A 15,338-nucleotide genomic window follows, 5' to 3' on the forward strand; every position below is an offset into this window, starting at 1 on the left:
TTCCTTTTGGTGAGCGATGTCAAACTTCTTCAAGTCCGTCTTCGGCAAGGCTTCGCCGAAGCAGCTTCAGGTCCTTCCCCAGAACGTAACCATTCCGATCGAACCCGGGAAAACGCTGCTCGAAGCTGCGCTGGCTGCGGGCATTGTCTATCCCCATGACTGCACGGTGGGAAATTGCGCTTCTTGCAAATCACGCTTGAAGCAGGGGCGGGTACGTGAGGCCACGCCATTCGGCTATACGTTATCGAAGGAAGAACTGGATGCCGGCTACATCCTTGCGTGCCAGGCTTTTCCACGCGACGAGCTGACCGTAGTTGAACTCGATTCACCCTCGGAAAGCCTGCCACCGCCCGGGAAGTTCGCGGCGACCATCACGAGCACCGAAATCCTCACGCACGACATCCTGCGCGTGACGGTCAAGACCGATGGGCCAGTCAATTACGTGGCGGGTCAGTACGCCAATCTGCTCGTGCCGGGGGCGTCCCGTGCCCGTTCGTACTCCTTCGCCAATGCGCCACAACGCAAGGGCAGGGATGTGCTGGATTTCTACATCCGCAAAGTCCCCGGTGGCGAATTCACGGAAGCCTTGTTCCGAGGCGAATTGAACGGCAAGCCGCTTGGCATGGAGGCGCCGCTCGGCACCTTCCACCTTCGCGGTGGTGATGCGCCGATGGTGTGTATCGCCGGTGGAAGCGGTTTGGCACCACTGGTCAGCATCCTTGAGCACGCGCGGGTCACCAAGATCAAGCGTCGCTGCACGCTGCTGTTCGGTGCCAGAACACAGGCTGACCTTTACCAGCTAGACGCCATCAAGAACATCGCCGCGCATTGGCAAGACCACTTCGAGTTCGTGCCGGTGCTTTCCCATGAGCCGGCCGATAGCGATTGGTCCGGGGCGCGTGGATTCGTCACGGATCACATCGATGCCCGGTTCTGCCTGGGAGCGGAAGGCTATCTGTGCGGCCCTCCGCCCATGATCGACTCGGCCATTTCCAGGCTCACGCAGTTCGGCATTCCGATCAACCACGTGCATTACGACAAGTTCACGGACAGCAGGGATCTAAACCAATAAGGCCGACTTCATGTCGGCAGCACCGGAGGGGAGATCATGAAATTGAACTACCTGGCAAAGATTTCCGGATGTTCCATGATGGCACTTTGGGCCGGCGCGGTCGGTGCCACGGACGCCTTCAATTTGATCGGACATGGGCCGGTCTCGGAAGCGATGGGTGGCATCGGCGTGGCCTACGACATTGGCCCGGGCGCGATGGTGACCAATCCCGCCACGCTCTTGCTGATGCCCGAGGGCAGTCGCTTCGACGTCGGCATGGATATCGTCACGGCCGATTACGACATCCAGAACAGGTTGACAGGAGAAGTGGCCGACTCACACACCATGGGGCGGAACAACGGCCCGTACTATGCCCCGGAAATTGCGTATGTGTGGCGCCAAGGCCGCTACGCCGTGGGTATCGGTGCCTTCGCATCCGATGGCGTGGGGACCCAGTTCAGCGCCGACAGCTTTCTCTCGCATACACTCGTGAATAACTTGGATACGGGCCTTCGCGACTATTCACGCCTGTTGGTCCTGCGCATCCCGCTTTCGGTGGCTTATCAGGTGACCGACAAGTTGTCCGTGGGTGCATCGCTGGATGCGGTATGGACCGGCGTGAACCTGGGGCTGCTTCTCGATACCACGCAGCTTGGCAGTTTTGCCGAGCAGGGGCGGCTGAAGGGATCATTGGTGCCTACGCTCCTGAGCATTCCAGAGCTCTCGGGTGGTTATCTCGACTTCAACAACAACCAGATCGCCGGCGGCAAGGCTGAATCCTGGGGCCTTGGCGGACGCGTGGGTCTGACCTACCAGGTCGAGCCCGAAACCTTGCTGGGTCTGTCCTATAACTTCAAGACCCATGTGGGGGATCTGACGGGTGGTGCCAACCTGACGGCCGTCAGTGCCTTGGTCGGCAACATTCCACTCGCTGGCGAAGTGGCCTTGCGTCACTTTGAAATGCCGGCGCAGATAACGGCGGGCGCCAGCCATCGGTTCACGGACCAATTCAGCGTGGCCTTCGACTACCAGCGTGTGTTCTGGCGCAGTGTGTTGAAGGACATCGACGTGGCCTTTGTTCAGGGCGGTACGGGCGGCACGCTGGGTCTGGCTTTCCCGCTCAACTACCGCGACACCAATGTGTTTGCGCTGGGCACGGAGTACCGTTACGACGCGCACTGGACCTTCCGTGGTGGTTTCCACTATGCCCAGGAGGCCGCACCGGGCTCCGGCACTCTGGCGCTCATTCCTTCCACGCCGACCACCAACGTGACCGGTGGCGTTGCCTATGCCTTCGGCCATGGCAGTTCCGTCGATTTCGCGATTGCCTATGGTTTTCGCAAGACGGATTACAACAGCAGTTTGCCTGACACCGCCGTGCCGGTGGTGGAGCGACATGGGCAAACCGTGGCCGCCATCACCTATACCGGGCACTTCTGACATGAAAGGCATGGCGATTGGATACGGCAGTGCCCAGGATCACCTTGATTTCGAAGGTGCGAGATGGTTGATCGTCGATCGACGGAAGCACCGGGCATGGACATGAGTAGTGCCATCCACGCAACAGTTTCCGCTGGCTCCAAAGGGGATGTCTTGTCTTCCTATGCGGAAACCTATGATCGATCCATCCGCGAGCCTGAGCTCTTCTGGGCCGATCAGATCGGTCGCATTTATTGGCAGGTGCCACCCGCCGTCGTCCTCGATGCCTCCCATCCGCCCTTTCGGCGCTGGTTCGTCGGTGGCCTAACCAACCTCTGCTACAACGCGGTGGATCGTCACGTAACGGATCGCGGGGATCAACTGGCACTGGTGGCCATCTCGACGGAAACGAATACGACCCGTGAGATCACCTACCGGGAGCTTCATGATGAGGTGAATCGTTTCGCGGCCATCCTGACCCATCTGGAAGTGGGCAAGGGTGACCGCGTGATCATCTACATGCCCAATGTCGCCGAAGCGGCCTTCGCCATGCTTGCTTGTGCGAGGATCGGAGCCATCCACTCGGTCGTCTTTGGTGGCTTCGCCGCACACAATCTGGCCGTGCGCATTGATGATGCCGAGCCCAAGCTGTTGATCACGGCCGATGCGGGCATGCGCGGGGGCAAGGTCATTCCCTACAAGCCGCTGGTGGACAAAGCCATCGAGGAATCGATGGCACCACCGCGGAACGTGCTGGTGGTGTCGCGTGGACTGGATCCGGATTTGGCTTGGATGCCTGGCCGGGACCACGACTATTGGGCGATGCGTGACAGGCTGGCCGATGCCCGGGTGCCCGTGGAGTGGCTGGAGTCCAATGAGCCCAGCTACCTTCTCTATACCTCCGGCACGACAGGAAGACCCAAGGGCGTGCAGCGCGATGTCGGGGGCTATGCCGTGGCCTTGGCGCTCTCGATGGAAACGGTGTTCGACATCGCTCCCGGCCAGGTCATGTTTTCCACCTCGGATGTGGGTTGGGCCGTCGGGCATTCGTACAACGTCTATGGGCCGTTGCTGCTGGGCGCGACGTCATTGCTCTATGAGGGTTTGCCGATCTGCCCGGATGCCGGTATCTGGTGGTCGCTGTGCGCCAAGTACGGTGTGCGTACGATGTTTTCGTCGCCGACCGCCATCCGGGTGCTCAAGAAATCCGACCCGGACTTTATCCATCGGCACGACCTGAGCCAGCTGAAGTACCTCTTTCTCGCTGGCGAACCGCTGGATGAACCCACTGCCGAGTGGATTGCCCAGGCACTGGGCAAGCCGGTTATCGACAACTATTGGCAAACCGAAACAGGGTGGCCTGCGATTACGCTTCAGCCGGGCCTGGAGATGAGACCGGTGAAATTCGGTTCGCCCGGGTTCCCCAATCTTGGCTACAAGATGAAGGTCGTGGACGAGCATACGGGACAGCGCGTGAAGCCCGGCCAGAAGGGCGTGCTGGTATTCGAGTTACCGTTGCCTCCCGGCTTCATGACGACCATTTGGCGTGATGACAAACGATACATCACCAGTTACTTCCAGCATTTCAGGGAATGCGTGTATAGCTCCCTGGACTGGGCCATCCAGGATGAGGGGGGGTATACCTTCATCCTCGGTCGGACCGATGACGTCATCAACGTGGCTGGCCATCGCCTGGGAACACGCGAGATCGAGGAATCGGTCGCCGAGTGCAGTGACGTGGCTGAAGCGGCAGTGATTGGTGTGCCCGACGAGATCAAGGGACAAGTTCCTGTCGTATTTGCCACCTTGCGCGGGGCGACGGCGGAGCAGGGCGCGCGCACCAACGCAGCCAATGCGATGCGGCAGAGCGTCGAGAATCGGTTGGGCGCGCTGGCGCGGCCGGCCAGGGTCTACATCGTCAATGCCTTGCCCAAGACACGTTCCGGCAAGTTGCTTCGTCGTTCGCTGCAGGCGCTGGTCATGGAGAAGGACCCGGGCGACCTGTCCACGTTGGATGATCCCAATTCACTCGAAGAGGTGCGCGGCGCGCTGCGTCGCGGCCCCGATGCCGGGAGTTGATTGGCCAGCCCGCACGATGCGGTGTAATGCGCCATCTTGTTGCAATGCATCGTAAAACAAGGGTTTTTTCATGTTGACACGCTTGCCTGGTGGGCAGGAAGATGCAACATATAGACCGAACAGTCGGTTTGTATGTATTGATTATGGACGGTAAGCAACAGCACGCGAGAAGAGGAACCGGCGGCGAATGTCCACGCAAGTCGAACGAATTGTCATTGCAGGCGCTGGTCAGGCGGGCGCAACGGTCGCCTTTGGGCTGCGCAAGGCCGGGTTCGATGGCTCGATCACCGTCATTGGCGATGAGGCGCATCTGCCCTACGAACGCCCCCAACTCTCCAAGGAAATGCTGAATCTGGAGAAGGGCGAGCATCGTCCGATTCGTTCGCAGGAGGATTACGAGGCGCAGAGCATCCAATTGGAACTGGGGGCACGCCTGACCCGCGTGGATGCCGATGGCCGGCAGGTGCTACTCGATGACGGGCGCAAGGTTGGTTACGACCGTTTGGTGATCGCCACGGGCGTCAAGCCGCGCCAGTTGTCGGGGCCATTCGACCATACCGGTCGCGCCTGCTATCTGCGTACGGTGGAAGATGCTCGGCGCCTGCGCGAGGACATCAGGTCGGGCAGGCCGCTGGCGATCATCGGCGGCGGTGTCATCGGTCTTGAGGTCGCGGCGGCGGCCCGTGCAGCCGGTTGCCACGTCACGGTCATCGAGGCAGGCGAGCGTCTGATGTCGCGCAGCGTTGATGAGATCGCGTCGGCATATCTGGATCGCGCCCATCGTCGCGACGGCGTGGATATCCGCTATGGCGCCAGTGCGGTCGAACTCGGCGAGGATGGCCAGCTGAAACTGTCTGACGGCAGCGTCGTTCCTGCCCAGAGCCTGCTGGTGGGGATTGGTGTAACCCCCAATATCCAGGGGTTCGAGCACCTGGGTATCACGGACACCGCCGGTGTGCTCGTGGATGGCCATGGCCGTAGCCCCATTGGAAGCATCTATGCCACGGGTGATATCGCTTCACAGCCCCATGGCCAGGGGCACGGCCGCATCGAGACGTGGGCCAACGCTCAGGATCATGCGCTGAACCTGGTCAAGAACCTGCTCGGTGAGGACGTTCCTTACCAGTCCCCGATCTGGTTCTGGTCTGACCAGGGAAAGATCAACCTGCAGGTGGTCGGCAACGCGAACCAAGGCAAGCGTTTCATTCGTGGCGATGAACATGGGGACGCTTTCGTTGTGTTCCGCCTTGATGACGAACGCCGAGTCACGGGCTGCACCACCATCAATTCACCCAGGGACATGGCCGTGGCCCGTCGATGGGTCAAGCAGGGCGTCCGAGTAGATCCCCAACGACTGGTCGACCCGGTCACCCCACTGCGCGACTGTGCCATTTGAATAGCAACGCGATTGAATTGCGAGGAGAACATCCATGGGCAACGAAGCGAAATTGGTCGATATCGACGAGAAGAACCTCCGGTTCCGCGTGGCGAGAGAGGCTTTTGTCAGTGGCAATGTGCTTGCCAGCGAGTACGAACAGATCTTCAACAAGTGCTGGCTGTACGTCGGGCATGCATCTGAATTCAAGAAGCCGGGCGACTTCGTGACCCGCACGATTGCCCGCCGCAACATCCTGGTGACGATGGGGACGGACAAGAAGATCAATGCCTTCTTCAACACCTGCCCGCATCGTGGTGCGACCGTTTGCCGTGACCGTTCGGGTAATTCCAAGAACTTCCAGTGTTTCTATCACGGCTGGGTGTTTGGCTGCGACGGTAACCTCAAGAGCCAGCCGGGCAAGGAAAGTTACGGTGAAGGTTTTGCCGCGAGTGGCGCTGGCAACCTCGTGCCGGTGCCGAAATTCGACAGTTATGCCGGCTTCTGCTTCATCAGCTTCAACCCGGAGGTTGAACCGCTGCCGGACTATCTGGCCGGCGCCAAGGAATACCTGGATCTGGTGTCGAACTACTCCGAAAGCGGTATGGGCATTTCCAGTGGCTCGCAGGAGTACGCCATCCGCGCCAACTGGAAACTCCTGGTCGAGAACAGCGTGGACGGTTACCACGCCGTCAGCACGCATGCCAGCTACCTCGACTACCTCAAGAACACCAATGGCAGCTTGTCGAGCACCAAGCTCGAAGGAAAGAGCCGCGATCTGGGCAACGGCCATGCCGTGCTGGAGTACACCGCGCCGTGGGGACGCCCGATCGCTTCGTGGATTCCACTGTGGGGCGAGAAGGGCAAGAAGGAGATCGAACAGATCCATGCCCGTCTCGTGGAGCGGTTCGGCGAAGAGATGGCCGACCGCATGGCCCACAAGAATCGGAACTTGCTGATTTTTCCGAACCTGGTCATCAACGACATCATGGCCATCACGGTTCGCACGTTTTATCCCCAGTCGCCGGACTACATGCTCGTGAACGGCTGGTCGCTGGCACCGAACGAAGAGTCCGAGTGGGCGCGCAAGTTCCGTCTCAGCAACTTCCTGGAATTCCTGGGGCCAGGCGGCTTTGCCACACCCGATGACGTGGAAGCGTTGGAATCGTGCCAGAACGGCTTCAACAACTACCAGTCGGTGCCATGGAGCGATATCTCCAAGGGCATGGGCAAGGAATCTCCCAGTTACGACGACGAACTGCAGATGCGTGCATTCTGGTCGCGCTGGAACCAATTCATCAGCGGGACGCCGTCGCCGCAGGCGAACCAGCGCCGCCTCACGTCGGTCGCTTGAGGAAGGCTGCCATGAACGCCGTCGCCATCGAAAAAACCATTTCACGCATTCCGCAGGCCACTGACTTCGCCGAGTTCGTTACGAGGTCCGAGGTCGAGGACCTGCTCTATCACGAAGCCGAATTGCTGGATACCTGGCAGCTGAACGAATGGCTGACTCTCTTCACCGAGGACGGTTGCTACTACGTGCCATCCACGGACCTGCCGCGGGATGCCAGTTCCGACAACAGCCTGTTTTACATCGCCGACGACCCGGTACGTTTGCACGAACGCGTGGTGCGCTTGATGAAGAAGACCGCGCATTCGGAGTATCCGCGTTCGCACACCCGCCATCTGGTCAGCAATGTCCGCGTCCTCGACGCGAATGCCGACGAGGTCAAGGTCGCAGCCGCCTTCGTGACGTATCGCATCAAATTCGGCAGCACGGATGTCTATGTGGGAAGTACCCACTATCGCCTGCGTCGTCTTCATGGGCAGCTTCGCATTGTCGAAAAGCGCTGCTTCCTCGACCTTGAATCGCTCCGCCCGCACGGTCGCGTGAGCATCCTCCTGTAACCGACGAGGGATCCAAGATGGATATCTCCCTGCCTTTCCGCTACAAGAAACTGGGTTACGCAGCCCTCAATGTGACCGATCTGGCCAGGTCCGTCGCCTTCTATCGCGACATCCTCGGCCTGGATGTCGTGCGGTTAAATGAAGGCATTGCGTTCCTTCGCTGCAGTCGCGATCACCACAACGTGCTCTTGTATCAGTCGTCAGAGCATGGCCTCAAGCGCGTCGGCTTCGAGATGGAACAGCGCAGTGACGTTTTTGCGGCCTACGATCATTTCGAGAAGCGCGGCATGGATCCTCAATGGGTGCCCGAGGATGAGGCGAGTCTTCTCAAGCAGGGCATCGGTTTCCGCGTGCGCGAACGCCATAGCGGCCTGCTTTTTGAGCTGTTTGTGGGCGCCATGCACCTGGCCACACCGTTTGTTCCCACGGTGGCCAAGATTGCCCGCATCGGCCATGTAGTGATTACCAGCGGCGAATTCGAATCCAGCCGCGAATCGATGGTCAACGACTTCGGTTTCCGCATCTCGGACATGATCGAAGGCCGAGCGGCGTTCATGCGATGCCATCCCAATCCCTTCCATCACACCTTTGCCGTGTTGGCCGGCAGCGAGAGCCAGTTCCATCACCTGAACTTCATGGTGACGGACATCGATGACATCGGCAAAGCGATCTACCGCGTCAAGAAGAATGACGTCAAGGTGGTGTTTGGCCCAGGGCGTCATCCACCGTCGGACAGTGTGTTCTTCTATTTCCTGGATCCGGATGGGATGACCGTCGAATACAGCTTCGGCATGGAGGAATTTGCCGAGAACGGTGCCCGGCCACCTCGCTACATGGAACCGGTCCCCGAATCCCTGGATACCTGGGGTGCGGTGCCTGATGGTCTGTTCGGCCGCAGTGGCCCGATCGAGCGCGAGATTGCACACCCGTCAAGGGTGAAGGTGGTCCAGTGAGCGTCGCGACGGATACGCGCGGAGATCTGGAAGGGCAGGTGGCCGTTGTCACGGGAGGTGCTCATGGCATCGGACTTGGCATTGCCGAGAGTCTTCTTCGCCTAGGCGCGAAGGTGATGGTTTCCGATGTGAACAAGGAAAAGCTCGACGCTGCGGGCGAGAAGCTGGCCAAGGCCTATGGCAAGACCGTGGCCACGCATGTGGGTGATCTTTCCAGGGAGCGCGGCGCCATGGCGTTGCAGCGGGCTACGCAAAAGTACCTTGGCTCGACGCAAATCTTGGTCAATTGCGCCGGCGGTGGCGTGATCCTGCCGTTCCTAGAGCACACGCCCGAGACGCTGAAGGCCACCATCGACCGGAACCTGTGGACAACGATCTGGTGCAGTCGGGTTTTCCTGCCGGAGATGATCGCCGCCCGCTACGGTCGGATCATCAACATCGGTGCCGACTCGGTCCGCAATGGCCTGGCCGATCATGCCGGTTACAACGCGGCCAAAGGCGGCATGCATGGTCTCACCACCGGCTTGGCGCGTGAGTTCGCCAGGGACGGTGTCACGGTAAACACCGTAGCCCCCTGCGTGGTGAATACGGAGGCATTCGTGCGGGTCAAGAAAAGCGACCCCGAACTCGCCCAGCGGTTCGTGGACGCCGTCCCGTTGGGACGTGCCGGCGAGGTCGGCGAAGTAGCCTCGATGGTGGCCTACCTTGCGCTGCGCGAAGCCGCGTTCGTCACGGGGCAGGTGATCAGTGTCAACGGCGGAAGCACGATGCTTTGAGGACGAATGATGACCAGCACGACTGAACTCATTGATCTGTGCGCGGCCGAGGACCTCGCCGATGGCGAGATCCGACGCGGCACCTTGCCCAGCGGCCATGCCGTGGCGATCTACAACGTCAACGGTCAGTTTTTCGTGACCGATGACGTCTGTTCCCACGGTGAAGCCTCGCTGTCCGAGGATGGCTCCCTCGATGGCTTCGAGGTGGAGTGCAGTTGGCACTATGGCCGCTTCGATATTCGCACGGGAGAGCCCTGTGCGATGCCTTGCGAGCACGCTATCCGCTGCTTTCCCGTCAAGATCGAAGACGGGCGCGTTTATGTGGATCTGGGAGAGGACGCATCATGACGGATGCCGATCTCGAATCTCTGCAGCGGCGCGTTCGTGTGGCGGCCCGGGCATTGGCTCGCCATGATCTGGTCCAGGCTTGGGGCCACTGCAGTGCCCGCATTGACGCAGAATCGTTCCTGGTCTGCGCGGCTCGTCCGATGGGGCGTATTGCCATCGGTGAGCCGGGAACCGTCGTTCGCATCCACGAACCGCTGCCGTCCGGTGTGCTGGGCGAGGTGCGCATCCACCAGCAGATCTACAAGGCTCGGGCAGAGATAGGGGGGGTATGCCGTATCTTTCCGCCCAGCGTCGTGGCGCTGTCCACGTTGCGGCTACTGCCCAAGCCGCGTCACGGCGTTGGTGCGTTCAATGCCGCCTGCAAGCTATGGGAAGACCCTCGACTGCTGCGGGACGATGCGCTCGCCGAACAACTGGCCATTACGCTGGGGGACGCGCCCTCCATTGTGCTGCGAGCAAATGGTGCCGTCACGGCGGCCCCGAGTATTGAATTGGCCGTTGGTTTTGCCTGGTGTCTGGAAGATGCCGCTCGAGTCGAACGTGAAGTGCGGTCCATGGCCAATGAGCATGAACTTGGTGCTGCGAGTCTGACTCGCAACGAAGTGGCGCTGCGACAGGTCAGTTCGGGGGCGGTTTTCGAACGTCTCTGGGATTACCTTGCAGGTACGGATCCCGAGGCCTTGCCCCAGGATGCCCAGTTTCCAGATCCCATCTGGGGTCAGGTGCCATGAGTGCGCAGTGGACACCGATGCGGCCTGTGCAAGAGCTGCGGCCTGTCGTGGCAACTTGCCGTTACTGGATGTGGCGGGGTACTGTAACATCCGGATTTGGCAGCGATTCGACGCTATATGGCGAAAACACCCGTACCACGTCGTACCCAGGCAGAGAGGCGTACGGAAACCCGTGCCCGCATTCTGGAAGCCGCCGTCAACGAACTGAAGCAGAAGGGCTACGCCGGATTCCGGGTGGACAAGGTGGCGTCGGCGGCGAAGGTCTCGAAGGGTGCGCAAACGCATCACTTTCCCACCAAGGAAAGTCTGGTGCTGGCTGCTCTGCAGAACCTGTACGGTGCCACGAGCGAGGCCAGCACGAAGCTGATCAACAGCCTCAAGCCGACGGACGACGTGCTGGATGCCTTGATGAAGGATTCGGCGAGGTTCTACCTCGGGCCGAACTTCATGATCGCCGTCTCTTTGTTGAACCTGGGCAATCACGAACCCGAACTGCGGCAGAAGGTTCGGGCGATGTCGCGCAAGCATCGTTTACCGATCGAGAAGGCCTGGCTCGATGCCTTGATTCGATCCGGGTTGCTCGAAGAGCAGGCTCGAACCGTGCTCAACATCACCCAAAGCATCTATCGCGGGATGATTATGCGCCGGTACCTGCGGGACGACCCCGAGTACACCCGCTTCACGGTCGAACAGTGGGCGCGCATCGCGCGAGCCTTCATGGATCTGAATATCCGTCGCGTCTGACGCGCGATGTCCCTGGCCCGCCAGGGCATACCCCATTCCCCACCACGCCTGTCGCCGCAGTCACTGCGGTGACGGCGTTGTCGTGTCCGCTTTTCATCGAGGAATGAACCATGAGCCTTTGGCTTGACTTGCTTGGTACTGAAGTCCGCTTTGTCGAAACGAAGACGTATGGCCGTATCCGCATTGCGGAAGCCGGCAAGGGTAATCCCGAGACGATCATTTTCCAGCATGGCCTCAATGGCCATCTGGAAGCCTATGCCAAGAACATCATCCCGCTGTCCAAGGATTTCCACGTGATCGCGTTCGATTACGTTGGGCACGGGCTCTCCAGCAAGCCGGTGATCCAGTACACCCCGATGTTGCTGGCGGCCCAATTGGGCGAGCTGATGGATGCGCTTGGCATCGAGAAGGCGCATCTGTCCGGTGAATCGTTGGGTGGCTGGGTTTCCGGCCACTTTGCCGCCACCAATCCGAATCGCGTGGGGCGCCTGATGCTCAACACGGCTGGCGGCATTCCGATCATGACGGAGAAAGGCCGCCAGGATCTGCAGACCTTCATCGGTCTCAACAGACGCAACATCGACAATACGCCGACCTATGAATCCGTCCAGGCGCGCATGCACTGGCTGATGCACCCAGACAATCGTCACCTGGTAGACGAGGAACTGGTCGACCTGCGGCTGAGCGTCTACCTGCGCCCGGAAAGCCGCGCTGTATTGCCTAAGCTCAACGAGATCGTCGAGCGTCACGATGATTACCTGATACCACTGGAGAAACTGCCATCGGGCACGCTGTTCCTGTGGACCCACGACAACCCGATCCACGACACGGAATCGGTCAAGGCGGCACACGCCAAGGTGCCGGGTAGCACCCTGTACTTCATGAAGGGGAAGGCCGCGCACTGGCCACAGTACGAGGCCATTGACGAGTTCAACGATCTGGCCACCCGCTTCTTCAAGACCGGCAAGGTGGACTGAGCAGGCGACCATGAGCGACATCCCGCAAATTGCATCCATGTTGCGAAAGGCGCAGGAGACGGGCACGCCTTGCCCGCCCATACGCGAGCATTTTGCCAACCTTGGAGAAGCCAACCAGATCGAAATGGCCTATGAAATCCAACAGGCCAATGTGCAGGTCGAACTTAGGAAGGGGCGGCGTGTCGTTGGTCGGAAAATCGGCTTGACTTCACCCGCGGTGCAAAAGCAGTTGGGCGTGGATAGACCAGATTTTGGTACGTTGCTGGATGACATGGCCGTGGTGGATGGCGAGCCCATTCATACCAGTTGTTTGTTGCAGCCGAAGGCTGAAGCGGAGATCGCCCTGGTACTCCAGCGCGATCTGCATCACGAGCATCACACCGTTGCCGACCTGATCGATGCAACGGCCTATGCCTTGGCCGCTATCGAGGTTGTCGCCAGTCGCATCGAAGGCTGGAACATCCAGTTCGTGGATACGGTGGCCGACAACGCATCCTCGGGCCTCTTTGTGCTGGGAACGCAACCGGTTCGCCTGTCCAGGCTTGATCTGGCGGGCTTGTCCATGCGCATGACACGAGGAGATGAATTGGTTTCCGAGGGCACGGGCGCCGCGTGCCTTGGCAATCCCCTGAACGCCGCACGCTGGTTGGCCAACACCTTGGTCCGCATGGGAACACCGCTGCGCGCCGGCGACATCGTACTGACCGGGGCGCTAGGCCCCATGGTGGCCGTCAGCGCCGGCCAAACCTATATCGCACAAATCGAAGGATTCGCTCCGGTTCGTGCGGTCTTTTCGTGAGGTATGTGCCATGAGTTCAAACGAAGACAAAAGCGCCGTAGCCATCATTGGCTCCGGCAACATCGGCACTGATTTGATGGTCAAGGTGCTGCGCTACGGCAAGCACCTGAAAATGGGGGCCTTCGTGGGCATTGATCCCCAGTCCGATGGCCTCAAGCGTGCCGAACGTATGGGCGTCCCCGCGATTGCCACGGGCATTGATGGCCTGTTGGCGGATCCGAGCTTCCCGTCGATCCGATATGTGTTCGACGCCACCAGCGCGGGTGCCCACGCTCGTCATGAAGCACTGTTGCGCCCGCATGGCATCCGGGTGATCGATCTGACCCCGGCGGCCATCGGCCCCTTTGTGGTGCCGGCGGTCAACATCGACCAGCATCTGGACTCACCCAACGTCAACATGGTGACCTGTGGTGGCCAGGCCACCATCCCGATGGTGGCGGCGATGGCCCGTGTGGCGCCGGTGGAATACGCCGAGATCGTGGCGTCAATCTCCAGCCGATCGGCTGGTCCTGGCACCCGCGCGAACATCGACGAGTTTACCGAAACCACCGCTAGCGCCATCGTCCGCGTGGGTGGTGCCAGGCATGGCAAGGCCATCATCATCCTCAATCCGGCCGAACCGCCATTGATCATGCGTGACACGGTTTATGGCCTTGTTCCCGGCGGCACGAACCGCGAGGCGATGGTGGAATCGATCGATCACATGGTGGCCACGGTCAAGTCCTATGTCCCGGGTTATCGCCTCAAACAGGCAGTGCAGTTCGACGAATTCAACGGCCGTATGCCGGAAGAACCCGACGCACCGTCTGTCCCGAGGCTGAAGGTATCGGTGTTTCTCGAAGTAGAGGGGGCAGGGCACTACCTCCCCAGTTACGCAGGCAATCTGGACATCATGACGAGTGCGGCATTGGCCACCGCCGAGCGCATGGCCGAACGCCAACTTGCGGTGGCCTGAGGGAGAACGCCCCATGTTTGATCGAAACAAGAAAATCTATGTTTCCGACGTCACCCTGCGTGACGGTATGCATGCCATCCGCCATCAGTACAGCCTGGAGCATGCCGAACGCATTGCCCGTGCCTTGGACGAAGCAGGGGTGGACAGCATCGAGGTGGCCCATGGCGACGGGCTCAAAGGCTCCTCCTTCAATTACGGCTTTGGCGCGCATACGGATCTCCAGTGGATCGAGCGCGTGGCCAGTGTGGTGAAGCACGCGAAGATTGCGACCTTGTTGCTTCCCGGCATCGGCACAGTCCATGATCTGGAAGCGGCCCACCGCGCTGGCGCCAGCGTGGTGCGCATAGCGACACACTGTACCGAAGCCGATATTTCCCGGCAGCACATCGAACATGCCCGCAAGCTTGGCATGGACACGGTGGGCTTCTTGATGATGAGCCACATGACTTCGCCGGCAGCCTTGGCAGGCGAGGCCAAAAAGATGGAAGCCTACGGAGCGCAGTGCGTGTATGTGGTCGACTCCGGTGGTGCCATGAACATGTACGACATCGCCGATCGCTTCAAGGCCTTCAAGGACGTACTGGAGCCAGCCACTCAGACGGGTATGCATGCCCACCATAACCTGAGTCTTGGTGTGGCCAACTCCATGGTAGCGCTGGAGAACGGCTGTGATCGCATCGATGCCAGCTTGACCGGTATGGGGGCAGGGGCTGGTAATGCGCCGCTTGAGGTGTTTGTCGCAGCCGTAGACCGCATGGGCCTCAACCATGGCTGCGATGTCCGCAAGCTGATCGATGCTGCCGAGGACATCGTCCGCCCTCTGCAGGAGCGCCCGGTGCGCGTGGACAGGGAAACCCTGGCATTGGGTTACGCCGGCGTGTATTCGAGCTTCCTGCGCCACACCGAAGCGGCCGCATCCAAGTATGGACTCAGCGCCTTCGACATCCTGGTCGAGCTTGGCAAGCGCCGCATGGTCGGTGGCCAGGAAGACATGATCGTTGACGTCGCCCTGGACTTGGTCAGGTCTCGGGACCAAGTCGTCGCCTAGCTTGAGTTTGCTCTTGGAGGTTCCCCTGAATACGTTATCCGTCGTGGCGCCGTGGGAATTGGAAGAAACCGCGCCGTTGCGTTTCGTCACCGCCGCGAGCCTGTTCGACGGTCACGACGCGGCCATCAACATCATGCGCCGCATCATCCAGTCGCAGGGTGCGGAGGTGATCCAC

15 protein-coding genes are annotated in these 15,338 nt (G+C 60.3%); all 15 read left to right on the top strand.

Annotation, left to right across the window (positions count from 1 at the left end; all coding sequences use genetic code 11):
- Positions 1-16: 16 nt before the first annotated feature.
- Complete coding sequence (locus tag MJ606_RS15050) at positions 17-1,072, top strand: 2Fe-2S iron-sulfur cluster-binding protein (RefSeq protein WP_243050351.1); 1,056 nt, start codon at positions 17-19, stop codon at positions 1,070-1,072.
- Between the two features lie 36 nt (positions 1,073-1,108).
- On the top strand, positions 1,109-2,491 hold the full coding sequence (locus MJ606_RS15055; RefSeq protein WP_243050352.1) for an outer membrane protein transport protein: 1,383 nt from the start codon (positions 1,109-1,111) through the stop codon (positions 2,489-2,491).
- 102 nt (positions 2,492-2,593) lie between these two features.
- Positions 2,594-4,549, top strand: a complete 1,956-nt coding sequence (gene prpE / locus MJ606_RS15060) for a propionate--CoA ligase (protein WP_243050353.1) — start codon at positions 2,594-2,596, stop codon at positions 4,547-4,549.
- Between the two features lie 187 nt (positions 4,550-4,736).
- Positions 4,737-5,945, top strand: coding sequence for an FAD-dependent oxidoreductase (locus MJ606_RS15065; protein ID WP_243050354.1), 1,209 nt, complete (start codon positions 4,737-4,739; stop codon positions 5,943-5,945).
- Positions 5,946-5,979: 34 nt separating this feature from the next.
- Complete coding sequence (locus MJ606_RS15070) at positions 5,980-7,278, top strand: aromatic ring-hydroxylating dioxygenase subunit alpha (RefSeq protein WP_243050355.1); 1,299 nt, start codon at positions 5,980-5,982, stop codon at positions 7,276-7,278.
- Positions 7,279-7,289: 11 nt separating this feature from the next.
- Positions 7,290-7,832: an aromatic-ring-hydroxylating dioxygenase subunit beta gene (locus MJ606_RS15075; RefSeq protein WP_243050356.1), complete on the top strand. Its 543-nt coding sequence runs from the start codon at positions 7,290-7,292 to the stop codon at positions 7,830-7,832.
- 17 nt (positions 7,833-7,849) lie between these two features.
- Positions 7,850-8,785, top strand: a complete 936-nt coding sequence (locus MJ606_RS15080) for a VOC family protein (protein ID WP_243050357.1) — start codon at positions 7,850-7,852, stop codon at positions 8,783-8,785.
- Positions 8,782-9,561 (top strand): SDR family oxidoreductase, encoded by a 780-nt coding sequence (locus MJ606_RS15085; protein ID WP_243050358.1) that lies wholly within the window; start codon positions 8,782-8,784, stop codon positions 9,559-9,561. The genes MJ606_RS15080 and MJ606_RS15085 overlap by 4 nt, the downstream gene beginning before the upstream one ends.
- Before the next feature lie 9 nt (positions 9,562-9,570).
- Complete coding sequence (locus MJ606_RS15090; RefSeq protein WP_243050359.1) at positions 9,571-9,909, top strand: non-heme iron oxygenase ferredoxin subunit; 339 nt, start codon at positions 9,571-9,573, stop codon at positions 9,907-9,909.
- Positions 9,906-10,640: a class II aldolase/adducin family protein gene (locus tag MJ606_RS15095; protein ID WP_243050360.1), complete on the top strand. Its 735-nt coding sequence runs from the start codon at positions 9,906-9,908 to the stop codon at positions 10,638-10,640. Before MJ606_RS15090 ends, MJ606_RS15095 begins: the two co-directional genes overlap by 4 nt.
- A gap of 117 nt (positions 10,641-10,757) precedes the next feature.
- On the top strand, positions 10,758-11,384 hold the full coding sequence (locus tag MJ606_RS15100; protein WP_243050361.1) for a TetR/AcrR family transcriptional regulator: 627 nt from the start codon (positions 10,758-10,760) through the stop codon (positions 11,382-11,384).
- A gap of 110 nt (positions 11,385-11,494) precedes the next feature.
- On the top strand, positions 11,495-12,361 hold the full coding sequence (locus MJ606_RS15105) for an alpha/beta fold hydrolase (protein ID WP_243050362.1): 867 nt from the start codon (positions 11,495-11,497) through the stop codon (positions 12,359-12,361).
- Between the two features lie 10 nt (positions 12,362-12,371).
- Positions 12,372-13,160, top strand: coding sequence for a fumarylacetoacetate hydrolase family protein (locus tag MJ606_RS15110; RefSeq protein WP_243050363.1), 789 nt, complete (start codon positions 12,372-12,374; stop codon positions 13,158-13,160).
- A 10-nt stretch (positions 13,161-13,170) separates the two neighbouring features.
- Positions 13,171-14,115, top strand: coding sequence for an acetaldehyde dehydrogenase (acetylating) (locus MJ606_RS15115; protein ID WP_243050364.1), 945 nt, complete (start codon positions 13,171-13,173; stop codon positions 14,113-14,115).
- A 13-nt stretch (positions 14,116-14,128) separates the two neighbouring features.
- Positions 14,129-15,163: a 4-hydroxy-2-oxovalerate aldolase gene (gene dmpG / locus MJ606_RS15120; protein WP_243050365.1), complete on the top strand. Its 1,035-nt coding sequence runs from the start codon at positions 14,129-14,131 to the stop codon at positions 15,161-15,163.
- Positions 15,164-15,338 lie beyond the last annotated feature (175 nt).

The organism is Dyella sp. RRB7 (assembly GCF_022761115.1).
Lineage (GTDB): Bacteria > Pseudomonadota > Gammaproteobacteria > Xanthomonadales > Rhodanobacteraceae > Dyella.